We start from the raw sequence: 24,320 nt of genomic DNA on the forward strand, positions 1-24,320 counted from the left end.
GCTGATGAAACCGGTAATAGAAACACGACAACTGGGCCGCTTTTATGGCGAGGGCGATACGCTGGTACGGGCACTGCATCAGGTTGATCTGCAAATAGAACCGGGTGAATTTACCGCCATTGTTGGGCCTTCCGGCTCGGGTAAATCAACCTTGCTGCAGTTGATGGGTGGCCTGGATAACCCTGACGAAGGCACGGTGCTGCTCAAAGAAAAGGCAATATCGGAGATGTCCGGGCGTGAGCTTTCCGATTTCCGCCGTGATCATATCGGCTTTATTTTTCAGGCCTACAACCTGATTCCGGTGTTGAGCGCTGCCGAAAACTGTGAATACATCATGTTGCTGCAGGGCATTCCCGCCGCTGAACGAAAAGCACGGGTATATGCCATGCTGGAGCAGGTGGGCCTGAAGGGAAAAGAGCAGCGCCTGCCGAATCAGCTTTCCGGTGGGCAACAGCAGCGCGTTGCCGTTGCCCGCGCGATGGTCAGCAGGCCGGATATTATTCTGGCCGATGAACCCACGGCGAATCTGGATTCGCAAACCGGTATGGACCTGCTCGACATGATGCACGAGCTTAACCGTCAGCAGGGCATGACCTTTGTCTTTTCAACCCACGATCCAAAAATTATGGAGCGCGCCAGCCGGTTGATTCATATAGAAGACGGCAGGGTGATTGGGGAGCAGCGGCGTGATGAAGGTTAACGCTTCGCTGTTGCTGTTGCCGCTGATCAGTGCGCCGCTGTTTGCGCTCGATTACGACCAGAGCGTGGAAATCAGTAGCGCACTGCAGCTCAGCGATTACCCCTCTGTCACAGAAGATGGCAGCACGGTTATCAGTGGTCGTACCGAATGGCAGGGCAGCCTGGAAGGCTTCTGGAACCTGTACCTATACAGCAGCGAAAACACGCAGCTGAATGCGCGCTATGGGCTTTCACTGCAGGGCGAAACCCGTCGCGATTTTGTTGGCGATGACGAGGCCTCTACCGCAGACTACCGCGCCTTCGATCTGGATGCGTTGCTCCTTGGCAGCGAGAGTGACCGTACCCGGTTGTACCAGCAGCTCGACCAGCTCTCGGTCACCTGGTACAGCAACGCGGGCGATTACACCCTTGGCCGCCAGCCCATTAGCTTCGGCCTGGCTAAGTTTTATTCCCCGGTCGACATCATCTATCCCTTCGATCTATACGCCACCGATACCGATTATCGCCCCGGCGTGGATGCACTGCGCGGTACCTGGCAGTTGGGTGCGTTGACAGAATTTGACGCTGGCTGGGTGTTCGGCAGTGACAGCGTCCTGTTCAGCCGTTTTAAAGCCTCCGTCAACAGCATCGATGCCGAAGCTATCGTGCTGGCCATTAATGGTGAAAACCTAAATTTTTCTCTGGGTACGCAAACGGCGATCGACGAGATAGGGCTCTGGCAGGAAACCGCCTTGCTGCTCGATGAAGATCACCACTACCTGCGGACCACGCTGGGTGCCGATTACACCGTACTGAGTGATCTCTACCTCGTCGCCGAAGTTCATTACAACGGTGCAGGTGCCCGCTCTGGTTACGACACGAACAGCGCCGGTAATTCTTTCTATCAGCTCGGTGCCATCAGTACGCTGGGCAAATGGTATGCAAGCGTGCAGGGCAGTTACCCGGTTAATATTCTGACTTCAGTCTCATCCGGCATCTCTGTGAACCTGAACGATGGCTCTGCGCTTGCCAATCTGGCTCTGAGTGTGAACGCGACGGATGCAATGAACGTCGATTTATCTGCGGTTCTGCCGCTGGACGACGAGCATAGTTACGACAGTGAGTTTGGGCTTTACCCGGCGTACCTGCTGGCAGAGGTTTCCTGGGTTTTTTAGTCTTGAAGTGGTTTAACAAGGTTCGAAAATAAATTATTTCAACCCGTCCTTATCTAAACGGCTTGCTTGGCTGTTCCCACCGGATTGTTTTTATTTGTTAGTGTATTTACGTTGGTTAATTCAGCGTAATTTTCTACTGAACGTCGGTTGGCTTTTAACGAATAGACGTTCAAATAATACCCCCTTGATGTGTAAGGCTTTTGAGTGGCTTCTGCTCAACTGTGCCGTGTTTGGATGTGCGGTTTTGCTGTATTTTTTATGTCTATATAGTTAATTAAATGGCGCTTTTTCAATTATTTGTGCTGATTTTTTTGCACGTCAATTTTTAGTTCTCTGTAAACCTCGAGTGTTCTACTACCTTCATTCTGATAGGTATCAAGAGTATGGAAAGTGAAGCGGGTTTCAGCCTGAGCTCTTCGGTATTTTTATTCATTCTGGTGACTCTTGATGTAAATAAGTGGCCTGAAGGAGATGAATAATGCAATTAAATAAAATTGGATTGAGTGCCGTTATAGCCATCGCTTTAGCCTTTGCCGGCTGCTCAAGTGGTGGTTCAGATGGTGATGATTCGACTACCTACTCTGCTTCTGGTGCAGTAGCGAAAGGGATCATTATTGGTGGCCAGGTAACGGCCAGGGAGCTGGTCGATGGCGATTGGGTTGAACGTGGCTCAGCTATAACGGATGAGTCAGGTGCTTACACCCTTGATATGGAAAACTATCAGGGTGGCATTGTGGTGTTATCTGTTGCGTCGCTGCCAACCACGGAAATGATTGATGACGATCCTTCTTCCAGTACCTTTGGTCAATCAATTGCGGCCGATCCAAACCTGGAAATGGACAGCGTTATTGGTTCTGTAGGCTCTGGTACTGTGAGTAACGTTCCCATTACTCCTTATACACACATGGCGGCGGCAATTGTCGGTAAAACTCTCGAAGCTGGCAGCCCGGTCACTGATGATGTGGTCGACAATGCCAACAGTGAGGTTTCGGTATTGGTTGGCTTCGATGTCATAAATACAGCCGTTGTTGATGTTACCAACGCCGATGCCATGGCGAACGCCAGTGCTTTTGAGCAGCAGGCGGCAATGCTTTGTGCAGCCGTCACAATGATGGTGGATGAATCAACTTCCCTGGCCGATGTGGTGGATCTTTTAGCAGATTCATTTGAAGACGGTATCTTTAGTTCAACGGATGGAATACTAATAAGTGACCTGACCGATGCCTGGTCTGCGATTGCATCGAATACCGCGTTTGACGACCTGGTTGATGATACCGTCATCCTGCAAATTGAGAATAAAACAGCAGCCATCAATACGGCTGTCGCTGCCAGTGGTGATGGAAGCTATAACCCAGAGCCCAGCGGCAATGCGGGTGACCCCGATATTGTGATCGCTAAAGCTGTGATGAGCGATATGAGATCCCTGGTCAACAATATGCTTGAGACCGATTATGACACGCCTCTCGATCTCGTTGCCGATGAAGCTGGAGATGTTGTTGATCTGTTTGATCGTGATATGGCTGCTATTGCTGAATTCACCGAGCTTGGAATTCAAACTATGCTGGAAGAGCTTTCGCTGAGCAATGATGTGTATTTAGAAGAGCTGGAATTAAATTCGACAACAGCGGTTCAGGTCGAAGTCTATGACGAATTGGTTTATCTGGGGGATTTAACCTTATCTGTTACCGACCCTGTGGCGGGTGCGCAAATAGTCTTATCCGGTACGTTAACCGGTTCAGGGGAGGATGCTGCCAGTGTCGTTTATAACGATTTAACGCTCAGTACGAATGTTCCGTTGGAAGATTTTCTAAATCTAATGACCGATCAGACGACCTACAGCCTGGAGGTCAGCGGTTCCGTCAGTAGTGCGGACAGCAGTATTGGAATGACAGACGGTACGGTGACGGTTGTAGCAGAAGAACCTGTTTCGGAGGGCGTCGAACCCTCGTTCAGCAGTATTAGCCTGTCGGATATGACGCTGGTACTGGATTCTGATGGCGGTACCTTTACCGGTACAGCCGGCTTTAGTTTCGTTGCTGTTGACGAGGCCAGTGTGTCTGCTCCGCTCTATGGCGATATCGCTTTTCTGACTTTGAGTAGTGTCGATTTGAGTGGTGATTTTGCGCTGGATAGCGGAGCTGAGTTCGCAGCATCTGTTAGCCTTGATCTCTCCAACTCCGATACCTTTGATATAGCCGCATTCCTCAATCAGCACAATGTGGTTTATGTATGGATGTACGATGTTCTTAGCCAAACTGAAATTGATAACCTCGTTGCTACGGGCTTGCTGGCTAATGATTATTGGGAGCTAGACTATGGACATTATTGGAATAGTACGTTTGCGTGGACATACGATGATGTTAATGGCTGGTTAGAGGCCGATGGTTCTTATGCCAGTTTTGCAGCTGTTGTAGATCCGGAAGCCGCGCTGGCAGAAGCCATGACCAGTACGAGTGAATATGATGTCTGGTGGATCGATCTCTGGGCCAGCTCAACGGGTGAGAGTGAACTGGAGGCAGAGATTGAATTGGGTTCATTGGATGAAACAGAAAATAGCTTCCTACAGTTAGAGTTCACACTCAGTACGGCGTTAACCGGTATTTCCGGTATGCCGAACATCGAGGTAACGGCAACGGTTGTTCGCAGCGCGCTGAATGCGGGTTCCGCTGTTGTGCAGCTGAACTGGGACGATGACCTCTATGTCATGACATTGGCAGTGGATGATTTTGACAATGAAATAGCCTCACTGACCATTACTAACCCTGATAATGCCAGTTTGATTCTGACTAACATCGATGACGATGAATCCATGGATGAACTGACGGGTGAGCTATTGGTTGGTGATAGTAAGATCGCTGATATTGAAACGTTGGATAACGGCCTGGTTAAGATTACCTATATCGATGAAACCATCGAAATATTCTAAAAGGATTAGTTATTGATACGACGCTTCATTAACAATGCCCGCGGTTGCGGGCATTTCCTTGGGTGTTCGCTGTTGAGTTTTATCGTCGCTGCGAGCACTCCGGCAGAGCTGAATGCCGAGCCTTATGTGTCTGCTGATTACTTCATTTACAGTGAGCCTGTTTCTGTTTCTACCGCCTTGAATGAATTGCTGGGCGATTTCAGCGCCGGTGAGCGTGCCTACTTTTACCGCTGGTACGAAGTCGGAATTGTTTTCGATAATCGTTGGGGTTTTGGTTATGTTGATCGGCGGGATTATTCGCTGAGGTTTTCCCGCGATGCCGCAGAACTGGTCGGTACTGTTGTGAACGGCGATGAGTTGGAAACGGGTCGTGAATACGACATTACTCTGGAGTCGTATGGTGTCGACAGTGAAGGTATGCGGTTTTTTGTTCGCCCCGACTTAAAGCCCTGGCTGAATATGGAGGTTGGGCTTTCGTTATTGAAGTCTTACTCTCTGCTCGACGGTAGCGTTTCCGGAACGGCGTCTGCTGTTGCATCCGATGAATATGAATATTCTTTGGCCGTTGATTATTACTATACGGACGACATTCTGTTTGAACGTAGTGTCGAGGATGTCACCGGCTTTGGCGCTACACTGGATATAGCCCTGTCCGCGCAGTTGAATGCTAACTGGCGCTGGGATGTTAGAGTTCATGACCTGTTGGGTGCGCTGTATTGGGAGGACGTGCCCAATACCCTGGCAGAAGCCTATAGCGATAGAGTCACCGTTACCGAAGCGGGCTATGCCGAATGGGATCCGGCCGTTTCCGGGGTTGAAACCAACGAAGATTATGTTCAATGGCTGGAGCGCAGGATTAACAGCGAGCTTTATTGCCGCTATGGAAGGCTGCGTTGCGGTATTGGTGCTCAATATTGGGTTGATGATTTATTAACCCGTGCCGGTATCGGTTATCAGTTCAAAAAATTAAATTTTTTTGGCTGGTATTGGCGGGAAAGCTCCGCTGTCGAGCTTGCCGTCTCCTGGCCGGTGCTTTCTGTCAGTGCCGGTGTCGATAATATTAACCCTGAAGAGGTCAAAGCGGCTTTCGTTGCTGTAATGCTGAATTATTAGTGCAATTGAAGTGCAGTACTAAACATCCGAATAAGTCTTTCTCACCTTATCATAAGCCGCCTTCGTCGCCGTGGGCGAAAAGCCTTCCGGCACCTCATTCCGGGCAAAGTAAGCAAAGGCGATCGCGCTGGCAACCCATTCGAACAGCTGCGGTGGCACGGCATCGCCAATGTTAATTTGGGTGAGCAGGTTTACCAGGTCTTCATCTTCATAAACCGGCACCTTGTGCTCTTTCGCCAGTTGCAGAATTTCCTTCGCCTGTTCGTTCTCGCCAATGGCCGAAACGATGGGTGTTTTCCGGCCCTTGTACTGCAGCGTGGCCACTTTATTGGGTTCGGTTTCTTTCGGGCTCATGTGCGTATATCCACCAGGTGGTTGTCTCGGTCGGTTTGGTTATCTTCATTAACCCGCTTGGGCATGCCGTGCTTGGTTTGCAGGGTTCGTTCACCCAGGCCGGCGGTCCATTGGTGCAGGTGGTTGAGCAGAGTGTTCATGTGCGCCAGGGTGGCGGTATCTTCGCTCCAGAAGGTGAGCGCCGTATGGTCATCGCTGTAGTCGATATCGGCGCACACCTGTGAAAGCGGAGCCATGGTCAAATAGATTTTCATGCGCCAGTGGCGCGGCTGCTTTTCTTTTTTAGCCTTTTCGTCTTTGTCACTTTTCGGTTTTTCCTGCCACCACTCTATGTCGGCCCAGCTGGTCAGGCCAAGCCAGATGAGCGGTAATTGCATTTGATGAACGGCGGGTTGATCGGCGGCGGCAAAGTGCTGCGTTGCAGTTTGTACGGCAAGGTTCTGAATGCGGGCCTGGCTGCTTTCCAGCCAGTTGCGCAGGTTGAGCAGCTGGGCATCGTCTGCCGGTGACGTTGCGGCTTTAGCTGCCGGGCCGGGTAAATCGGCTTCTTTTACCAATGCCTGAACAGCGGTCTGTTTTAGCAGCTGCTGCAGTTCCTGCGGTGAAGCCTTGATCAGCTGGTCTATTTTGCTGATCCATTGACTCAGCGTGACCTCCAATGGCACAGCGCGCTCTTGGCGGGCGGGCTCTGTCGTCGGGGCATTCAGGCTGGTGTGTGCAACCTGCGCTGGAGCCGTGGGTTGTTGATTGGGCGTAGTGGCGGTTGTGCCTGCATTATGGGTGTTGGTTAACGGCACACTGACGGCCGCTGCCGGGGTATTGCCAATTGCACTGGCAGCCGTGCCCGCTTGTGCTTGCCCGGAAGCCGCAGTGGATGGCGCTAATGCTGTCTTTTTAGCAGCGGTGGGCACAAGTGCTGGCCAGCTCTTTTGGGTGGAAAGCGGGGTGAATTCCTGAACCCAGCGCTGCAGCGTGCTGCCGGTGAGTTCTGTGGGCCGCTGGTTCAGCCATTGCACCAGCGGCTTTAAAGACGGGTAGGTTTCCGCAAGTTGCGCCAGGGCAGACGTTTTAGGCAGCGTATTGGTCTGCTGGCTGTCGGCTTTGGGTAAAATGTGAGCTCGCCAGAAGTCGAGTTCAATGGCCGCGAGTTTGGCAAATTGCTCGCCGGTCAATTTATTTACCGGCCGGTAGATTTGCTGTTCGTTTAACTCCAGCAACATGGAGGTGCCGGGTTTAACGTAGTTGGCAGACTGAACGGTGATTGGCGGGGCGCTCTTCGGGTCGTTCTGCAACAATACTTCGTACAAACCGCCCTTGGCGCCTTCCATGATGGCTTTGGTTTCCAGCACAACGGTGAGTAATGGCGTGGTCAAAAACGGCTTTGCGGCGCTTTCATGCCGGGCAGGGGCTTCGGGCAGGCCGGTGCCGCGGTGAACTCCGGTACTTGCTACGGTGCTGTCATTGGGTAAACGTATGCCGTCGCCGACCATTCAATAAGCCTTTTATATTTCGCGGATCTGTAAGGTTAGTATAAAAGGTTATCGGCCGGCGCCCTCTGGTATTTAATACTACTTTGTAGGGTCGATAAGCTCTAAAAGCTATGTTTATAATGACCTATTCATCTATTTGGAACGCTTTATGACAAAGCTGGCAGTGGCCAATAATCTCTTCTGTGAACGTGATGATCGAATACTGTTTAAAGATCTGTCCCTGAATATTACTCAGGGCGAAATTGTTCATATAAAAGGCCCTAACGGAGCCGGTAAAACAACCCTGTTGCGACGACTGATTGGCCTCAGCTGGGTGGTAGAAGGCGATCTAAGCTGGCATGAAAGTGTTTCTGAATCCGGAATTCGCCCAGACGGCCACCGCTTCTGGTATCTGGCGCACCGGCCGGCGGTTACGCTGATGCAAACCCCCCTGGAAAACCTCGCCTTTGCCGTTGCTATGCATCAGGCAGACGTCTCAGAGCCATCGCTTTGGGCTGCCCTGGCCGATGTCGGCCTGAAAGGCTTTGAAGATGTACCAGCCCATAGCTTGTCTGCCGGGCAGCAACGGCGCGTGGCATTAGCGCGCCTGTACCTGAATTTGCCACAGATAAAGCTATGGGTCTTGGATGAGCCCTTCACCGCACTTGATGTTCAGGCGGTTTCGCAGCTTGAAACGACGATTGAATCCTTTGCTGAGCAGGGTGGAACCGTGATTATGACCAGTCATCACGGCCTGCATCACACCTCTGTTCGTGAGCTTCATATCGGGGCGGCTGCGTGATTAAACTTGTTCAACATACTCTACAGCGTGAACTGACCCTGGCTTACCGGCGCAGGGCAGACCTGCTCAACCCACTGTTTTTCTTTGTGCTGGTGGTTAGCCTGTTCCCTATGGGTATTACCACAGATCTGGATAAATTAACCGAAATGTCCGGAGGTGTGCTTTGGGTTTGTGCCTTACTGGCCTCGCTGCTTTCGCTGGATTTGATGTTTCGCAACGATTTTGAAGATGGCTCGCTTGAGCAAATGCTGCTTTCCAGTGCGCCTCCCCAGGTGATTGTTCTTTGTAAAATTTTCTGTCATTGGCTGGTTACCGGGGTTCCACTAACGCTTTTGTCGCCATTGCTTTCTATAATGCTGGCGCTGCCTGGCCATGCTCTGCCGGTGTTAATGGCTTCACTGCTTCTGGGCACATTTTCTCTGAGCTTAATTGGTAGTATTGGCGCGGCGTTGACCGTAGGTTTGCGTAAAGGCGGTCTGTTGCTGACCATATTGATTATGCCGGTGCTGGTGCCGGTCCTCATTTTTGGTACTTCAACCGTTCAGGCGATAGTGTTAGGTTTAGCCTGGCCGGGGTACTTGGCATTTTTAGGGGCATTTACGGCCGGGGCTTTTGCCCTGGCTCCGTGGCTTACGGTGGCTGCGTTAAAGGTCAGTGTGTGTGATTAGTGTGGCAGTGATTGCTGACCTGAAGCGGGCAGTGACTGCAAATGAACTTTTACAGCTTTTATAAGTATAAGAATGGTTAGGACAATTCTGGAGTTTTCAGCCTGATGTGGCAGTTATTTGTTCGATGGTTTCATAAGTGGAGTTCACCCAAGTGGTTTTATGAGATGTCTAAGCCGTGGAGCTTTTGGCTCGGCTGGGCGGCGCTTCTCATAACAACAACCGCCATTATCTGGGGCCTTGGTTTTGCTCCGGTAGAGCGGTTGCAGGGCAACAGCTACCGAATTATTTTCATTCATGTGCCTTCTGCGTTTTTGTCAGAAGCCATATACGTGACCATCGCCATTGCCGGTGCCATTGGCCTGATCTGGCGAATTAAGCTTGCGTACTACGTGGCCAAAATCTGTGTGCCGCTGGGCATGAGTATGGCGTTTCTGGCGCTGGCGACCGGCGCTATCTGGGGTAAGCCTACCTGGGGGCATTGGTGGGTATGGGATATGCGGATCACCTCCATGCTCATTTTGCTGCTGCTCTACATTGGCTTGTGGGCACTGCACAATGCCATGGAACGGCCGGAAAGCGGAGACCGAGCCGCGGCGATACTGGCTTTGGTCGGTGTGGTGAATATTCCGGTGATTAAGTTTTCAGTAAACCTCGTTACTACCTTGCATCAACCTGCCACGCTGAAATTCACAGAAAAGGCGCCGATGCACATCAGTATGCTCATTCCGTTGCTGCTTTCTATTCTCGGCTTCTACCTTGCGTTTCTGGCACTGATGCTGGTTCGCTCACGGATCGAAATTTTGCGCCGGGAACGTAAAGCCAAGTGGGTACAGCAAGAAATTGAACAATTAGGAAATCGTTAATGCCGTTTGAGAACATTTCAGAATTTATCGCCATGGGCGGCCACGGTTTATACGTTTGGCTGTCTTATGCGATTGCGGCTGTGGTTATCGGTTATAACCTCATCAGCCCGCGCATGGCCAAAAAACAACTCTATAAAGAACATCAACGCAAACTACGCCGGGAGCAGTCATGAACCCTAAAAGAAAACAACGTCTTATTCTGATTCTATTGGGGGTGTGCGGGCTTACGGTCGCGGTATTTCTGGTTATTTTCGCTCTGAGACAAAACCTGAATTACTTCTTTACCCCGCTGGAAATCTCCAACGGAGCGGCACCGAGCGAGCAAGTTATCCGTGCCGGCGGTATGGTGCTTCCCGGCTCCATTGCGCGTGAAGATGGCTCTCTGGTGGTCAACTTTAAGGTGACCGATTATGCCGCCATCATCGATGTCAAATACGATGGCATTCTGCCGGATCTGTTCGAGGAAGGGCAGGGTGTGGTTGTTATCGGTAAGCTTGATGATAACGGCCTGCTGACGGCTGATTCGGTGTTGGCCAAGCATGACGAAACCTACATGCCGCCTGAAGTTACCCATGCACTGGAGCAGGCTGAAAAAGCCGCCAAATAAACACTCGGAGTATTCATGTTTCCAGAATTCGGACAATTCTCGCTTATTCTTGCCTGGGTGTTTTCGCTGCTGCTGGCCGTAATGCCATTGGCGGGCGTGGTGCTGAAGAAGCAAGCCTTGCAGCAAACGGCCACAGCCCTTTCCTGGGCGGTATTTTTCTTTTTGGCGGTGGCCTTTGCCATTCTGTTGCACGCCTTTTATCACGATGATTTCTCGGTTGCGGTGGTTGCGGCCAACTCCAACAGTGCCTTGCCGTGGTATTACAAACTTTCAGCAAGCTGGGGCAACCATGAAGGCTCCATGCTGTTGTGGGTATTGTTGCTCTCAACCTGGACCGTCGCCGTGGCGCTGTTTGCCCGTACCTTAACGGTCGAGCTGAAGGGCTCGGTATTAGGCGTGCTGGGTATTATCGCCTTTTGTTTTTTGAGCTTCGTACTGTTTACCTCGAACCCGTTTGAACGCATTTTGCCGATGGTGCCGGCTGACGGTTCCGATTTGAATCCGTTGCTGCAGGATATTGGCCTGATCCTTCACCCACCAACGCTGTATATGGGCTATGTCGGTTTTTCGGTGGCCTTTGCCTTTGCGGTGGGTGCGCTGATAACCGGCCGCTTCGATGCCAGCTGGGTACGCTGGTCGCGCCCCTGGACCAATACCGCCTGGGCATTTCTGACCATCGGTATTGCGCTGGGCAGCTGGTGGGCCTATTACGAACTCGGTTGGGGCGGCTGGTGGTTCTGGGACCCGGTGGAGAATGCCTCCTTCATGCCGTGGCTGATTGGTACGGCACTGATCCACTCGCAGGCGGTTACTGAAAAGCGCAACCTGTTTAAAAGCTGGTCGGTGTTGTTGGCTATCTTTGCGTTTTCGTTCAGCCTGCTGGGTACCTTCCTGGTTCGTTCCGGGGTGCTCACCAGTGTGCATGCATTCGCAGCCGATCCGGAGCGAGGCATGTTCATTCTGCTGATTCTTGGCTTCACCATCGGTGGCAGCCTGCTGCTGTATGCTTTTAATGCCGCCAAAATTAAAACCAGTGGCAGCTTCGAGCTGGTATCGCGCGAGTCCTTCCTGCTGATGAACAACATCCTGCTGGTGGTGATCGCGTTTGCGGTGCTGTTCGGCACACTGCTACCGTTGCTGGCCGATGCTTTCAGCTGGCGCAAACTGTCGGTTGGAGCACCGTTTTTCAATAGTGTCTTTAACTTCCTGATGGTATTTCTGCTCAGCCTGTTGGGTATTGGTCAGCTGTTGCGCTGGAAAAAACACAACAAGAAGGGGTGGCGAATTACGCTGTTGATTATGCTCGTCAGTGCCGTAGTTATCGCCCTGATTCTGCCATGGACGCTGTCCGGTAAGCTGTACTGGCAGGTCTGGCTGGGTATGGCGCTGGTGTTCTGGGTTGTTGCCAGTTTGGTAAACATGGTTATTGAACGAACCAGGAACAGCCGTTCGTTTATAGCCGGTATACGCAAGGCCGGTGTCGGTTTCTGGGGTATGTGGCTGGCGCATTTAGGCCTGGTGGTTTCTACCACTGGGGTTGTATTGGTCTCTAATTTCGATATTGAAAAAGACTACCGGGTAGAAGAGGGGGATTCGGTTCAGCTCAATAACTATCGTTTTGATGTTGATCGTTTCCAGATCATTCAGGGGCCAAATTACGTTGCCGACCGCGGCGTGGTTTCTATTTACCGGGATGATAAAAAAGTGGCTGAAGTGAACCCGGAAAAACGCTATTACAGCGTGCAGGGTAATGTCATGACCGAAGCTGGTATTGATGGCAGCCTGCTTCGCGATCTTTATGTGTCGATGGCCGAGCCGCTGGATGATAGCCGTAAGGTTTGGTCGGTTCGTCTGCAGGTGAAGCCATTCGTCAGCTGGTTGTGGTGGGGCGCTGCCCTAATGGCTCTGGGCAGTATTGTCAGCATTACTGACCGTCGCTACCGGTTAAAAACATCCTCAGCTTCTGTGGAGAAAACGCTATGAAGATTCGGCCGCTGGTTATTTTGCCGCTTGTGTTTGTATTTGCGCTGTTTGCCTTATTTGGCTATGCGCTGCTTTCCGGGGTTGACCCAAAAGAGGTGCCTTCTGCACTGACCGGGAAAGCATTGCCTGGCTTTCAGCTGGCATCTCTGCAGGATGAAAACACTGTGATTACCCGGGAAGAGATTATCGGCGAGCCTATGTTGATGAATATTTGGGCTACCTGGTGCAGTTCCTGTAAGTATGAACATCCGGTGCTGAATGCTCTTTCAGCCGATGGTGTGAAAATTATTGGCATTAACTATAAGGATGAACGCGATCTGGCGCTGAAGTGGCTTCAGGATTACGCCGACCCTTACGCACTCGATATATACGACCCTAATGGGGATCTTGGTTTTGACCTGGGTGTAACCGGCGCGCCGGAAACCTTCTTTATCGATTCAAAAGGTCAGGTTCAATACCGCTACCAAGGGCCGATCACCCATGAGATCTGGCAGCAAAGCCTGAAGGCAATTTACGATGAAATGGTTTAAATATTTATTGGTTGTGTCCGTATCACTGTTCAGCTTTTTACCGCTGAGCAGTTATGCGGCAGATGAGCTGCTGGTTTTTGAAAGTGAAGAGCAGCGCCTGCGCTACGTTGATTTGACCTTTCAGCTGCGCTGCCCGAAATGTCAGAACCAGAATGTGGCCGACTCTAACGCACCTATTTCGGAAGATATTCGTGAAAAAACCTATCAGCTGATTAAAGAAGGTTACAGCGATCAGGAAATCATCGACTTCATGATCGAGCGATATACCGAGTTCGTGATCTATAAGCCGCAAATGTCGCTCGTGACCGTATGGCTATGGGTGCTGCCCGGCCTGGTACTGTTGGGCGGGTTGGCTGCACTTATTTACCTGACCCGGTCGCGCAAGCAGGTCGATGAAGAGTCATTGACCGATGAAGAACGTGAACGTCTTAATTCAATTTTGAAGGATGATGCCTGATGCTGGTTCTGTCTTTGTGGGCAATTCCCGCGCTGATTTTTGTTATTTATGTCGTCCGTTTAAGGCCGGCTAAAACCGCCGCTGAAGATTCGGTAACACGGTCCATTAGTATTCACCGGGAGCGTCTGGCAGACCTGGAAGCCCAATTGGCGGCCGGTAGCCTGACTGAGGCTGAATATAAGTCTTTCAGGCTGGAAGAAGAAAAGGCCTTGCTGGCCGATACCGGTCATCAGCAGGCCATGACACGGGGCGATAGCCGGTTGCCGTGGTTTTGGGCACCGCTGTTGATGGTGTTTGTTTTTGCCCTGGCAAGCTTTACCTACAGCAAAATTGGTGCAGAAAAGGCCGTGAATGTTCAGCAGCAGTTTCAGCAGATTTCTGCCGGCGAAGAGATTCAGCCGGAAGCTCTGGATCAGGCACTGAATGATTATCAGACCCTGCTGGAATCGCAACCGGAAAACATCGAAGGCTGGTTCCAGCTGGCCAGAATGCAGATGGATTTGCAGCAGTATGAGGCAGCCTACAATAGCTTTGCTCAGGTATTGAGTGAGCTTCGCAAGGTCGACCATAACGCCGATGATGAGGCGACCATCCTGGCCTATATGGGGCAGATAGAGTTCTCGCTCGGTAAGCTGGAGCAGTCTCTGGCCTTATTTGAGGAATCTTTGCAGTTCGGAAAAAGCAACACCGCACTCGGCTTGGCAGGGCGTGTTGCCTATGAGCTGGCACAGTATGAAAAATCCATCGATTACTGGACGCAGCTGAAAAACGCCAACCCTAACTCCGACACTCAGATTATCGATGGCTTCATTGAGCAATCTATCAGTGCCCTAAAGGAGCAGGGTATCGTCTACGACCCAGGCACGCAGGTGACGGTGCAGATCAGCCTGCCGGCTGCGTGGCAGGGCTTAACTTCCGATGCGATCTTATTTGTTTATGCACGTCCAGTTGGGCAGCGCATGCCGCTCGTTGCTAAACGGCTGCCGGTGACCGGTCAGCAAATGACGGTGGTTTTATCGGAACGCGACAGCATGAGTGGCGCCGGCTTTGAAGGCCTGGACGAAGTTGAAGTGACCGCCCGGGTGTCATTAACCGGTGTGGCCAACCAGCAGCCAGGCGATTGGCTGGGCGATGTAGCCATTGCGGCGCTATCAGAATCTGAATCGTCTGTTTCAGTCAGTATTGCGCAGCCTTAACCGCTTTGCCGGGCTCGTCGCTGTGTTTGGCTGGCGAGCCCCTGATTATTGCTTTTCCTCTCGTCTTTTCTTTAACATCTTTTCAATATGGCTTTTCACATCGATGCCGGCCGTGCCGTTCGGCAGTTCTTTTTCAATATGGTAATGCCGGTATTTCTCATTGGTTAAATCAATCAGCATTTCTTTGCTGCGCAGTTTTTGATGCTCGTCTGTAATGACGGCAAGCTTTGGTCGCAGAGGTTTATCTTCATTAGACTTGGCGACGATCGCGATTTGCCCGCTTTCCAGCTGCACAAGGCTGCCGGTATTGTAAAAGCCAATGCATTGAATGAATTCTTTGGCAAGTTGGGTATCGAACTGGCTACCGGCATTTTCAAAAATAACCCTCAATGCCTGAAACGATGATTTGCCGCGCGTATAGCAGCGGTCACTGGTCATGGCATCGTAGGCATCAACAATGGTAACAATTTTCGCGTAGTAAGGGATTTGCGCCGACGTTAACGAGCGGGGGTAGCCGCGACCATCCACCCGTTCATGATGGCTGTGGGCGACATCTACGGCATACCGGCTTTCACCCTTCAGGGCCATCAGAATATTTCGGCCGTAGGTGGAATGCTCAGCCATGATGTGGGCTTCTTCTTTCGTCAACCGGCCGGGCTTATTGAGAATTTCCTCCGGAACTTTGCTTTTGCCAACGTCATGCAGCAGGCCGCACATGGCGATGATTTTAATTTCAAATTCCATCAACCCCAGGTGACGGGCAAAGGTCGCGCACAGGATGCACACATTCATGCTGTGTTCGGCGGTATAGGCGTCTTTGTTTTTTAACAGCGTTAAGTACTTCAGTGTGTCTTTGTTATCGAGTACCTGATCAACAATTTTTTCAACCACGTTTCTGCATTCGTTGATGTTTAGCGTATTGCCGACGCGTAAGCCATCCATCACAGAGGTAGCCAGTGCCCGCGCCGAGGTGAAGGTCATATAGGATGACTCGATCGCCTCATCAAAACTGACCCGGTTCAGGTATTTAACACGGGTTTTACTTTGTGGCCCGCGAAGAAGTGCGGTCGCCGCCGTTTTTTGCGGCTCGGCCTTGCCGATACGGCTTTGCAGTTCTTCGAGCTGTTCAATGCGTACCTGCACATAGACGTAATTGCACTGGTACTGTAGCTGGTGAAGTTCTTCCAGGGTGCGGATGATAAAACTTTGCAGCAGGAACGGGGTTTCTTCCCACGGACGATCGAGCTTCACGACGTGCATACCGATCTCCAGTTTGCTGACGGGGACTTCAATGTCCTGATAGGTTTTGCCTTTCATCATGATGGGCTGTCTGAAGGTAATCTGGTGAACATAGCTTAATGATAGTTATCCGTGCCGCACTTGCTAGGCATTTGAGGGAAGTTAAGCGTTAATTGGGTTTATTGCTGCCACCCGGATGCCGGGGTAAATGAAAATAACTGTGATGCAAATCATAAAGGTAGGGCGACTCAGGAATAAGTTGTTGTTTCTGAAAAGAAAAGTAGAACTGACTATAGGTTTTCACAAAGGCCAAGAGGCGATAGAATCGATGGCTTGTGTAGCATCTAAGATATCGCCGAATGCGCCTGAAGAGTATCAAACTGTCCGGTTTCAAATCTTTTGTAGACCCGACGCGAATTCCGTTCCCGACTAACCTGTCGGCCATCGTCGGCCCTAATGGCTGTGGTAAATCCAACACCATCGATGCCGTGCGTTGGGTGATGGGTGAATCTTCAGCCAAACACTTGCGTGGTGAATCGAAAACCGATGTTATCTTCAACGGCAGTAATTCGCGCAAGCCGGTCAGCCAGTGCAACGTGGAGCTGGTGTTTGATAACTCAGATCACACTCTGCGGGGTGAATTCGCCGCCTACAACGAAATTTCTATTCGCCGTCGTGTTACCCGCGATGGCGATTCCAGCTATTTTTTGAACGGTGCTAAATGCCGCCGTAAAGATGTAACTGATCTGTTTCTGGGGACCGGTCTGGGGCCTCGCTCCTATTCAATTATTGAACAGGGCATGATCTCTCGGCTGATTGAATCGAAACCGGAAGAGCTGCGCGTCTATATTGAAGAGGCTGCGGGTATTTCCCGCTATAAAGAGCGCCGTCGTGAAACCGAAAACCGCATGCGCCGCACCCATGAAAACCTGGAGCGCCTGACAGACATCCGCGAAGAGCTGGAGCGTCAGTTAGCGCATTTGCATCGTCAGGCTCAAGCCGCTGAAAAATATAAAAACTTTAAGGAAGAAGAGCGCAAAACCAAGGCTCAGCTCTCAGCACTGCGCTGGCAGCGACTGAACAGCGAGGTTCAGGAACAGGAGCTGAAGATCGCTGAGCTGGAAACCAAATACGAAAGCTTTGTTTCCCAGCAACGCCATATCGATACTGAAATGGAAGTCGTCCGTGAGCAGCATCACGATGCGACCGAGGCCTTTAACCGGGTTCAGGAGCGCTACTACCAGCTGGGTAACGAGATAGCCCGTTTTGAGCAGACGCTGGCGCATCGGCAGGAGCAATCCGCACAGCTGCTGCAGGATATTCAGGAAGCCGAGCGACTGATGCAGGAGGCGGTTTCAGAAACGGAAACCGACTCTGAACTGGTTGAAGAAAAGATTGAAACGCTGACATTTCTGGAGCCAGAGATCGAAGCCGCTGCAGAAAAAACTGAGATCGCTCAGGAGCAGCTGGCCGAGCTGGAAGAAAAACAATCGGCCTGGCAGGGCAAGTGGGATGCATTCAATCAGAATGCTCAGGGCCCCAAGCGCCAGGCTGAGGTTGCGCAATCGCGTATTCAACATTTGGAGCGCGTGCTCGAGCAATACCACCGCCGTCAGGAATCGCTGCACCGCGAACGGCAGCAGATTGCTGACAACCCGGAATCTGAAGCGCTGGCGCAGTTGGTTGAAGAGTCTGACCTGCTCGATGAAAAAACCGAAGAGCTGCAAATGCAGCTGGAAGACCTGACCGATCGCCAACAGCAGCACAGAGAGCTGGTTGAGGCTAAACGTCTGGCGCGCGATCAGGCGCGGCAGGAGCTGCAGCAGAAGAGCGCCCGCCAGAGTACGGTTAAGGCTTTGATTAAAGCCGCTATGTCGGAAGAATCACCCGGTGTGCAAAACTGGCTGGCCAGTCATCAGCTGCGTGAAGCCCGCCGTCTGGCACAGGATTTACACGTTGAAGCCAGCTGGGAAGGCGCTGTAGAAACGGTGCTTGGCAGTTCGCTGCAGGCGATTCAGGTTGAAAACATTGCACAGTTACCGGAAGCCCTGGAGCGCTTTAAAGAGGGTGAGTTGACGCTCATAGACCGAAGTTCCGTTGTCCATGCCGGCGGCGAATCGCTGTTGAGTAAGGTCTCCGGCAGTGCCGATCTCAGTGGTTGGCTCGGTCAGGTATTGATTGCCTCTAACCTGCAGCAGGCGTTAGACCGCCGTGCTTCTCTGCAGCCGGGCGAAAGCCTGATCACGCCTGAAGGTATCTGGCTGGGGCCAAACTGGCTGCGGATGCGCCGTGGCGAAGACAGTCAGCACGGTTTGCTGAGCCTGCAGCAAGAGCTGGAAACGCTCGATGAACTTGTCGATGAGCTGGAGGTCACAGAGGAAGACGTCACAGTCGGTCTGGAGATGGCGCAGCTGCAGTTGAAAGCCGTTGAGGACGAGCGCGAACAGACCCAGCGGGAGTATCAACGGCTGAGTCGTGAACAGGCCGAACTGAAAGCCCAGCTCAGCGGTAAACGGGTACAGGCCGAGCAGCTCAAGGAGCGCAAAGGTCGGCTGGATCAGGATATCGCCGAAGTTGAAGCGCAGATGATAGAAGAGCGCGAAGCTCTGGCAATGACGCGGGAAGAATTACAGCAAGCGCTGGATTCCATGGAAGACGATGTTGAAGAGCGAGAAGCCCTGCTTGGTGAGCGCGAAGAATACCGCATTGAAATCGATGAAAAGCGCGATCTTGTCCGGCAGTCCCGTGATGCCCAGCATCAGTTGCAACTGAAGCAGCAACAGCTGCAATCGGAAGTCGACTCTTACCAGACCGCGTTGGAGCGGGCCAAGACCCAAAAGACCCGTGCCGTAGAGCGTGTCGAAAGGCTGAAGGCGCAGTTGCAGGAAAAAGAAGACCCATCTGACGACATTCAGTTCGAGCTGGAAGCCCGTTTGGAGCAAAGGCTGGAGCTGGAAAGTCAATTGAGCGAAAAGCGTATTGTGGTTGAAACCGCAGACAGCAAAATGCGTGAAATGGATCAGAGCAGGCACACGATTGATCAGCAGGCAATGACGGTTCGCAGCGAGTTAGAGCAGAGCCGTATGTCTGCCCAGACGGTGATGACCCGCCGTGCAACCTTGCAGGAGCAGCTTCAGGAGCAGCAGTACGATTTAGCGACCGTACTGGAAAACCTGCCGGAAGAGGCGAATGAGGCTGACTGGGAAGCGTCGCTGGAGCGCCTGGCCACGCAGATTCAGCGGCTGGGGCCAATTAACCTGGCGGCTATTGAAGAGTATCAGACCCAGAGCGAGCGTAAGCGTTACCTGGATGAGCAGGATCAGGACTTACAGCGGGCGCTGGAGGTTCTGGAGGGTGCGATTCGAAAAATTGATAAAGAAACGCGCACCCGATTTAAAGAAACGTTCGACAAAATTAATGCGGGCCTGAAAGAGCTGTTTCCGAAGGTTTTCGGTGGCGGTCATGCTTATCTGGAATTGACCAGTGAAGATCTACTCGACACGGGTGTCGCCATCATGGCGCGTCCACCGGGTAAGAAGAACAGCACCATTCATCTGTTATCAGGTGGTGAGAAGGCGTTAACCGCCATCGCACTGGTGTTCTCGATCTTCAGGTTGAACCCTGCGCCGTTCTGTATGCTCGATGAAGTTGATGCGCCACTGGATGATGCCAATGTTGGTCGCTACGCTAAGCTGGTAGAGGCGATGTCTGAGCATGTGCAATTTATTTATATCACTCACAACAAGGGCGCAATGGAAATGGCTCACCAGTTGATGGGTGTGACTATGAACGAACCCGGGGTTTCTCGTTTGGTTTCGGTCAATGTTGAAGAAGCCGCCGAATTAGCCGCAATGTAATGCGTGGGTAGAATATATGGAACTTAGAGAATTTATTATTTGGTTAGGCCTGGTGGCCATTGTTGTGATTGTCTGGGATGGCATGCGCCGCATGAAACAGAATAAAAAAGGCGCCAGCCGAAAGCGCGGGAAAAGTAAGCCCGCCGAGGCAGAAACCGAAAAGCCTTATGATCCGGTTGAACTGGAGCGGGAGGCGCAGATCATGCGTGAATTGCCTAACGGTGGTGCGCGTGTGCGTGAAATGACCGAGAACGAAAAAGAACAGATTCAAAGCCGACTGAACCTTCGTGAGCGTGTTCCTATGTTAATGGAGCGGGTTGAGGTTGAAGCGCCGGAGCCTGAACCAGAGCAGGAAGTAAAAGCTGAGCAGACAGAGCTGGATCTGGTCATGGGTTCAGATGCCCCTGAAGAACCGCAAGCTCTGGCACCAGAGCCTGATGATCAGTCCGCTGAGGATGAAGATGACTGGTCTTCGGTGGTTCCGGCCGATGAAAAAATTGAACCGGTGTTCGGTGACGAGCTGACGGAAGAGGAACTGGAGCCCATCGAGGACGACCAACCTGTTGTGGCGGCTGAGCCTGAAGAACCTGCAGCCGTGGCCAAAGCGGCGCCTCAGACAGAAGAGCCTGAGCCGTCAGCGCCGGAGCCTCAAGCCGAAGCTCAGAATGAGCCGGTCGAAGAATCTGCTCCGGTAGAAGATCTGGTCGTGATGCATGTTATGGCGCACGAAGGTACGGAGCTTTCCGGCTCTGAGATTCTTGAACTATTGCTCGCCTCCGGTTTGCGTTATGGCCCAATGGATATCTTCCATTATCGAAACCCCAAAGGGCAGACCGAGTTTTCGCTGGCCAATTGCGTACGGCCGGGTACTTTCAACCCGGACAGCATGAGTCAGGTAAATACTCCGGGCATTACCTTATTCCTGCAGTTGCCTTCCACGGCAGACGCGATGGAGTCTTTTGAGCATATGTACGAAATGGCGGTGTACCTGGCCAAAAAACTGGATGCCGAAGTGCTGGATGAAGACCACAGCACCGTTACGGCACAGCGTTGCGAGTACTACCGTGAAAAATTGCGCGCCTTTGCGCGGTCAAAACTCATTCCGGCTCATTAATACAGGAAGCCCCAATGTCGTCCGAGAAACAGCATTACTTGGATCTGATTGACCAGATTACCACCTTTGATCATCAGTACTACGTGCTGAATGAGTCGTCTGTGCCCGATGCGCACTACGACCGTTTAATGGCTGAGCTCCGCCAGCTGGAAACTGAAAACCCCGGCTGGATAACACCAACGTCGCCGACCCAGCGCGTGGCCGGTAGCCCGCAAGCCGGTTTTGTTACCGTTACTCACCGCATTCAGATGCTGTCGCTGGATAACGCCTTCAGCAATGAAGATTTATCTGCCTTCGTTAAACGCTTGCAGGACCGGTTAAATTCATCCGAGACCCTCGAGTTTGCCTGTGAACCTAAATTGGACGGTATCGCGGTCAGTCTGATCTATGAAAACGGCACCCTGATACAGGGTGCCACCCGGGGTGACGGCACCACCGGTGAAGACATTACCGCCAACGTGCGAACCATTCGCAGTATTCCGTTACAGCTGAAAGGCGAAGGCTGGCCGCAAACGCTGGAAGTGCGTGGCGAAATCTATATACCCAAAGCCGGCTTTGAGCAGATGAACGCGACGGCACTGGAGCGTGGCGAGAAAACCTTCGTCAATCCGCGTAATGCGGCGTCCGGAAGCCTGCGGCAACTGGACTCACGCCTTACCGCCCAGCGCCCACTGGAAATGTGCTGTTATTCTGTCGGCTTCTATCAGGGTGGCGAGTTACCGGCCACGCAGAGTGCGCTGATGGCGCAGTTTGGCGAATGGGGTTTAAAGATTAACCGTGAGCAGGATGTTGTTCAGGGTGTTGAAGGTATCGTCGATTATTACAACCGCTTAGAGCAGCGCCGCAACAGTCTCGATTACGAGATAGACGGCATTGTCTACAAGGTCAATCAGTTCAATCTGCAGGCCCGTCTGGGGTTTGTTTCCCGTGCGCCACGCTGGGCCATTGCCCGAAAGTTTCCGGCGCAGGAAGAAATTACCCGCTTACTGGATGTCGATTTTCAGGTTGGCCGAACCGGTGCGCTGACGCCGGTCGCTCGACTGGAGCCGGTATTTGTGGGCGGCGTTACCGTCAGCAACGCAACGCTGCACAATGTCGATGAAATTGAACGACTGGGCATTCATATAGGCGACAACGTTATAGTGCGCCGGGCCGGCGACGTAATTCCACAGGTCGCCAAGGTGATTGAGGCCGACCGCCCGGCCAATGCCAGGCCGGTAAGCATTCCGACGGAGTGCCCGGTGTGTGAATCGCATGTTGAGCGTGTTGAAGGCGAGGCCGTACTGCGCTGTACCGGTGGTATGGTGTGTGCGGCTCAGCGCCGTGAGGCGTTGAAGCACTTTGTTTCCCGTAAGGCGATGGATATCGATGGCTTTGGCGTGAAGATTGTTGATGCGCTGTTGGCGGCCAACAAAATTCACTCCGCCAGCGATATTTTCGAGCTTAAAGCGGAAGAGATCGCTCAGCTTGATCGCATGGGCGAGAAATCTGCCACCAATCTGATTGCGGCGATCGAGAAAAGCAAGCAGACGACTCTGCCACGCTTTTTGTTTTCCCTCGGTATTCGAGAGGTGGGAGAGACCACCGCACGCAACCTGGCGCAGCATTTTGTAACGCTTGAGCGCATCATCTCCGCAACCAAAGAGCAGTTGCTGGAAGTGGAGGATGTCGGCCCGGTGGTTGCCGCACATGTTGTGAATTATTTTGCCGAAGAACAGAATGTTATGGAAATTCAGCGCCTGATCGCGCTCGGGGTTGAATGGCAGGATGAAGCTCAAACCGGCGAGGCGCTGCCGCTGGCCGGGCAAACCTGGGTAGTGACCGGGAAAATCTCACAAATGAGTCGTGACGAGGCGAAAGATTATCTGATACGTTTAGGGGCAAAGGTTGCCGGCAGTGTTTCAGCAAAGACCACGCAACTGGTTGCAGGCCCGGGTGCGGGCAGTAAGCTGAAAAAGGCCGAAGAGCTTTCAGTGCCGGTGATGGATGAGGCTGAATTTGTTCAGTGGCTGACGGAGCAGGGCGTCTGGAACGCCGATTAATTTACAACGTTTTATTAACTGGTGCACTTCTCGCACCATGCTGCTTGGGTATCATCAAATACCGAGCAAGGAATATATGAGAGCCTAATGGATCAAGAAACAATTGTTTATGGCGTCATTAAAGACGTAGCAACCAACGACACCGAGTTTCAGCTGAAAACGCGCCGTATTAATGCCCAGGCGTTGCTGGAGTTAGCCGAGTTCGATACGTTTCCTTATCTGACCAGCAGTATGTTTTCGATTCCTAACGAAGATTTGCTGCAGGGTGTTTATCAGACGCAGGTTATTCATTTTGCTGCCTCCTACCAGGCAGTTGAGTACCACTGGGAAGACTGGATGGCAAAGTTTGAGGCGCTACTGAAGAAGATGTACTGGGTGTCTGCCAAGGTGCATATGGAAACCGAGCTTTCAGGTAACCATACCTTTATCTGGGAAAGCCCATCCGACTACCATGCGCCCAGTGATGAGCTGACCGTGCGCTGTGAATGGGAGCAGGAGCTGGCTTTTCATATGAACACCCGCAATATGCGCTGATTCATGATTATTCCATTTCAGGAAATTCAACCCGATACCCTGCAGGCGATTTGTGAAGACTGGCTTACCCGCCAGGCACAGGAATGGCTGGGCGATACAGAAGAGCGTGATCAGGCGGTAAAAAGCGTGATCCAGGCGTTGGAAAACAAAAAGTTGTTCATCAGTTGGGATGAAGAGATGAACAGCCTGGACATTGTGGATGCCGAGCAGCTTGCCCTGATTCAATCCACTTCAAATACTGAATTCGGGAGTTAACATGCTTCTGGTAATGACCATTTTCGCCATTGGGGTGGTTCTGGCTCTGGCGGCGTATGCCTATTATTTGACCATGAAAGTTAAACAGCAGGAGCGCCAGACCGCAGAATTAAAGCAAAAGCGCCAGGCTGCTGAAAAAGAGAAACAAGACTATTTAATTGAAAGCCTGAGGGTGATTTCTGCCGCGGCGTTGAAGGAAGAATTATCAGCCTCTGAAGCGGTCATCCGTTGCAAAATGTTGCTGGATGGCATGGCTCTGACTGAAGAGCAGTGGCAGCCATACAGGGTTCTTCAGGAGGTTTTCAGCAAGGTCTGTGAGTTTGACACTCATGAGGCGCGCAAAGCGCTTTCTAAAGATGAGCGACGCCGACAGGATCAGGCGCGTGAGGCGATTGAGCAAGCCTATAAGAGTGATCTTGACCTGTGCTTCCGCAAGCTGACGACAATCGAGTAGCATG

Annotated in this window: 22 protein-coding genes; 19 read left to right on the forward strand and 3 right to left on the reverse strand. The window is 51.9% G+C overall.

From position 1 onward, the window contains the following. Nucleotides 1-4 precede the first annotated feature (4 nt). The 4 genes from BCF53_RS08930 to BCF53_RS08945 all read left to right on the forward strand — a co-directional run bounded on the left by BCF53_RS08930 (nucleotide 5) and on the right by BCF53_RS08945 (nucleotide 5,892). Nucleotides 5-700: an ABC transporter ATP-binding protein gene (locus tag BCF53_RS08930; protein ID WP_132701382.1), complete on the forward strand. Its 696-nt coding sequence runs from the start codon at nucleotides 5-7 to the stop codon at nucleotides 698-700. Beyond that, nucleotides 687-1,853 (forward strand): hypothetical protein, encoded by a 1,167-nt coding sequence (locus BCF53_RS08935; RefSeq protein ID WP_132701383.1) that lies wholly within the window; start codon nucleotides 687-689, stop codon nucleotides 1,851-1,853. Before BCF53_RS08930 ends, BCF53_RS08935 begins: the two co-directional genes overlap by 14 nt. Nucleotides 1,854-2,331: 478 nt before the next feature. Further along, nucleotides 2,332-4,779, forward strand: coding sequence for an RNA-binding protein (locus BCF53_RS08940; RefSeq protein ID WP_132701384.1), 2,448 nt, complete (start codon nucleotides 2,332-2,334; stop codon nucleotides 4,777-4,779). 72 nt (nucleotides 4,780-4,851) lie between these two features. After that, nucleotides 4,852-5,892, forward strand: a complete 1,041-nt coding sequence (locus tag BCF53_RS08945) for a hypothetical protein (protein WP_132701385.1) — start codon at nucleotides 4,852-4,854, stop codon at nucleotides 5,890-5,892. Nucleotides 5,893-5,910: 18 nt separating this feature from the next. On the opposite strand, the gene BCF53_RS08950 is transcribed toward BCF53_RS08945, so the two are convergent. Both BCF53_RS08950 and BCF53_RS08955 read right to left on the reverse strand, forming a co-directional pair. Then, the gene (locus BCF53_RS08950; protein WP_132701386.1) at nucleotides 5,911-6,246 is read right to left on the reverse strand and encodes an EscU/YscU/HrcU family type III secretion system export apparatus switch protein; all 336 of its coding nucleotides are present in this window, start codon (nucleotides 6,244-6,246) and stop codon (nucleotides 5,911-5,913) included. Then, nucleotides 6,243-7,736: a hypothetical protein gene (locus BCF53_RS08955; RefSeq protein ID WP_132701387.1), complete on the reverse strand. Its 1,494-nt coding sequence runs from the start codon at nucleotides 7,734-7,736 to the stop codon at nucleotides 6,243-6,245. The genes BCF53_RS08950 and BCF53_RS08955 overlap by 4 nt, the downstream gene beginning before the upstream one ends. Before the next feature lie 148 nt (nucleotides 7,737-7,884). On the opposite strand from BCF53_RS08955, the gene ccmA reads away from it, so the two are divergent. The 9 genes from ccmA (at nucleotide 7,885) to ccmI (ending at nucleotide 14,821) form a co-directional block, all read left to right on the forward strand. After that, nucleotides 7,885-8,517 carry a cytochrome c biogenesis heme-transporting ATPase CcmA gene (gene ccmA, locus BCF53_RS08960; protein WP_132701388.1) on the forward strand — a complete coding sequence of 211 codons (633 nt, stop codon included), beginning with the start codon at nucleotides 7,885-7,887 and terminating at the stop codon, nucleotides 8,515-8,517. Continuing rightward, the gene (gene ccmB, locus BCF53_RS08965) at nucleotides 8,514-9,185 is read left to right on the forward strand and encodes a heme exporter protein CcmB (protein ID WP_132701389.1); all 672 of its coding nucleotides are present in this window, start codon (nucleotides 8,514-8,516) and stop codon (nucleotides 9,183-9,185) included. Before ccmA ends, ccmB begins: the two co-directional genes overlap by 4 nt. A 104-nt stretch (nucleotides 9,186-9,289) precedes the next feature. Beyond that, nucleotides 9,290-10,048 (forward strand): heme ABC transporter permease CcmC, encoded by a 759-nt coding sequence (gene ccmC, locus BCF53_RS08970; protein ID WP_132701390.1) that lies wholly within the window; start codon nucleotides 9,290-9,292, stop codon nucleotides 10,046-10,048. Continuing rightward, nucleotides 10,048-10,221 carry a heme exporter protein CcmD gene (ccmD, locus tag BCF53_RS08975; RefSeq protein ID WP_132701391.1) on the forward strand — a complete coding sequence of 58 codons (174 nt, stop codon included), beginning with the start codon at nucleotides 10,048-10,050 and terminating at the stop codon, nucleotides 10,219-10,221. Before ccmC ends, ccmD begins: the two co-directional genes overlap by 1 nt. Next, nucleotides 10,218-10,655: a cytochrome c maturation protein CcmE gene (ccmE, locus tag BCF53_RS08980; RefSeq protein WP_132701392.1), complete on the forward strand. Its 438-nt coding sequence runs from the start codon at nucleotides 10,218-10,220 to the stop codon at nucleotides 10,653-10,655. Before ccmD ends, ccmE begins: the two co-directional genes overlap by 4 nt. Before the next feature lie 15 nt (nucleotides 10,656-10,670). Then, the gene (locus BCF53_RS08985) at nucleotides 10,671-12,638 is read left to right on the forward strand and encodes a heme lyase CcmF/NrfE family subunit (RefSeq protein WP_132701393.1); all 1,968 of its coding nucleotides are present in this window, start codon (nucleotides 10,671-10,673) and stop codon (nucleotides 12,636-12,638) included. After that, nucleotides 12,635-13,168, forward strand: coding sequence for a DsbE family thiol:disulfide interchange protein (locus BCF53_RS08990; protein ID WP_132701394.1), 534 nt, complete (start codon nucleotides 12,635-12,637; stop codon nucleotides 13,166-13,168). The genes BCF53_RS08985 and BCF53_RS08990 overlap by 4 nt, the downstream gene beginning before the upstream one ends. Then, a complete protein-coding gene (locus BCF53_RS08995) occupies nucleotides 13,155-13,625 on the forward strand; it encodes a cytochrome c-type biogenesis protein (protein ID WP_132701395.1) in 471 nt (156 codons plus the stop codon). The genes BCF53_RS08990 and BCF53_RS08995 overlap by 14 nt, the downstream gene beginning before the upstream one ends. After that, nucleotides 13,625-14,821: a c-type cytochrome biogenesis protein CcmI gene (gene ccmI / locus BCF53_RS09000; protein ID WP_132701396.1), complete on the forward strand. Its 1,197-nt coding sequence runs from the start codon at nucleotides 13,625-13,627 to the stop codon at nucleotides 14,819-14,821. Before BCF53_RS08995 ends, ccmI begins: the two co-directional genes overlap by 1 nt. Before the next feature lie 45 nt (nucleotides 14,822-14,866). On the opposite strand, the gene BCF53_RS09005 is transcribed toward ccmI, so the two are convergent. After that, nucleotides 14,867-16,141: a cyclic di-GMP phosphodiesterase gene (locus BCF53_RS09005; protein ID WP_132701397.1), complete on the reverse strand. Its 1,275-nt coding sequence runs from the start codon at nucleotides 16,139-16,141 to the stop codon at nucleotides 14,867-14,869. Nucleotides 16,142-16,419: 278 nt separating this feature from the next. Between BCF53_RS09005 and smc the strand changes: the two genes are divergently transcribed. From smc to BCF53_RS09035, 6 genes are all read left to right on the forward strand, one after another. Then, nucleotides 16,420-19,917: a chromosome segregation protein SMC gene (gene smc / locus BCF53_RS09010; RefSeq protein WP_132701398.1), complete on the forward strand. Its 3,498-nt coding sequence runs from the start codon at nucleotides 16,420-16,422 to the stop codon at nucleotides 19,915-19,917. Nucleotides 19,918-19,933: 16 nt separating this feature from the next. Continuing rightward, nucleotides 19,934-21,031 carry a cell division protein ZipA gene (gene zipA / locus BCF53_RS09015; protein WP_132701399.1) on the forward strand — a complete coding sequence of 366 codons (1,098 nt, stop codon included), beginning with the start codon at nucleotides 19,934-19,936 and terminating at the stop codon, nucleotides 21,029-21,031. A gap of 14 nt (nucleotides 21,032-21,045) precedes the next feature. Then, on the forward strand, nucleotides 21,046-23,073 hold the full coding sequence (ligA, locus tag BCF53_RS09020) for an NAD-dependent DNA ligase LigA (protein WP_132701400.1): 2,028 nt from the start codon (nucleotides 21,046-21,048) through the stop codon (nucleotides 23,071-23,073). A gap of 87 nt (nucleotides 23,074-23,160) precedes the next feature. Further along, nucleotides 23,161-23,607, forward strand: coding sequence for a hypothetical protein (locus BCF53_RS09025; RefSeq protein ID WP_132701401.1), 447 nt, complete (start codon nucleotides 23,161-23,163; stop codon nucleotides 23,605-23,607). 3 nt (nucleotides 23,608-23,610) lie between these two features. Next, the gene (locus BCF53_RS09030; protein WP_132701402.1) at nucleotides 23,611-23,862 is read left to right on the forward strand and encodes a YheU family protein; all 252 of its coding nucleotides are present in this window, start codon (nucleotides 23,611-23,613) and stop codon (nucleotides 23,860-23,862) included. 1 nt (nucleotide 23,863) lies between these two features. Further along, nucleotides 23,864-24,316 (forward strand): DUF2489 domain-containing protein, encoded by a 453-nt coding sequence (locus tag BCF53_RS09035; protein WP_132701403.1) that lies wholly within the window; start codon nucleotides 23,864-23,866, stop codon nucleotides 24,314-24,316. The last annotated feature ends 4 nt before the right edge of the window (nucleotides 24,317-24,320 follow it).

Source organism: Reinekea marinisedimentorum (assembly GCF_004341165.1).
Classification (GTDB): Bacteria; Pseudomonadota; Gammaproteobacteria; order Pseudomonadales; family Natronospirillaceae; genus Reinekea; species Reinekea marinisedimentorum.

Bases quoted from the DNA above. Each gene is read 5' to 3' on its own strand.
- BCF53_RS08930 (WP_132701382.1), top strand. From the start codon at position 5: ATGAAACCGGTAATAGAAACACGACAACTGGGCCGCTTTTATGGCGAG.
- BCF53_RS08940 (WP_132701384.1), top strand. From the start codon at position 2,332: ATGCAATTAAATAAAATTGGATTGAGTGCCGTTATAGCCATCGCTTTA.
- BCF53_RS08950 (WP_132701386.1), bottom strand. From the start codon at position 6,246: ATGAGCCCGAAAGAAACCGAACCCAATAAAGTGGCCACGCTGCAGTAC.
- BCF53_RS08955 (WP_132701387.1), bottom strand. From the start codon at position 7,736: ATGGTCGGCGACGGCATACGTTTACCCAATGACAGCACCGTAGCAAGT.
- ccmA (WP_132701388.1), top strand. From the start codon at position 7,885: ATGACAAAGCTGGCAGTGGCCAATAATCTCTTCTGTGAACGTGATGAT.
- ccmC (WP_132701390.1), top strand. From the start codon at position 9,290: ATGTGGCAGTTATTTGTTCGATGGTTTCATAAGTGGAGTTCACCCAAG.
- ccmD (WP_132701391.1), top strand. From the start codon at position 10,048: ATGCCGTTTGAGAACATTTCAGAATTTATCGCCATGGGCGGCCACGGT.
- ccmE (WP_132701392.1), top strand. From the start codon at position 10,218: ATGAACCCTAAAAGAAAACAACGTCTTATTCTGATTCTATTGGGGGTG.
- BCF53_RS08985 (WP_132701393.1), top strand. From the start codon at position 10,671: ATGTTTCCAGAATTCGGACAATTCTCGCTTATTCTTGCCTGGGTGTTT.
- BCF53_RS08990 (WP_132701394.1), top strand. From the start codon at position 12,635: ATGAAGATTCGGCCGCTGGTTATTTTGCCGCTTGTGTTTGTATTTGCG.
- BCF53_RS08995 (WP_132701395.1), top strand. From the start codon at position 13,155: ATGAAATGGTTTAAATATTTATTGGTTGTGTCCGTATCACTGTTCAGC.
- ccmI (WP_132701396.1), top strand. From the start codon at position 13,625: ATGCTGGTTCTGTCTTTGTGGGCAATTCCCGCGCTGATTTTTGTTATT.
- BCF53_RS09005 (WP_132701397.1), bottom strand. From the start codon at position 16,141: ATGATGAAAGGCAAAACCTATCAGGACATTGAAGTCCCCGTCAGCAAA.
- smc (WP_132701398.1), top strand. From the start codon at position 16,420: ATGCGCCTGAAGAGTATCAAACTGTCCGGTTTCAAATCTTTTGTAGAC.
- zipA (WP_132701399.1), top strand. From the start codon at position 19,934: ATGGAACTTAGAGAATTTATTATTTGGTTAGGCCTGGTGGCCATTGTT.
- ligA (WP_132701400.1), top strand. From the start codon at position 21,046: ATGTCGTCCGAGAAACAGCATTACTTGGATCTGATTGACCAGATTACC.
- BCF53_RS09025 (WP_132701401.1), top strand. From the start codon at position 23,161: ATGGATCAAGAAACAATTGTTTATGGCGTCATTAAAGACGTAGCAACC.
- BCF53_RS09030 (WP_132701402.1), top strand. From the start codon at position 23,611: ATGATTATTCCATTTCAGGAAATTCAACCCGATACCCTGCAGGCGATT.
- BCF53_RS09035 (WP_132701403.1), top strand. From the start codon at position 23,864: ATGCTTCTGGTAATGACCATTTTCGCCATTGGGGTGGTTCTGGCTCTG.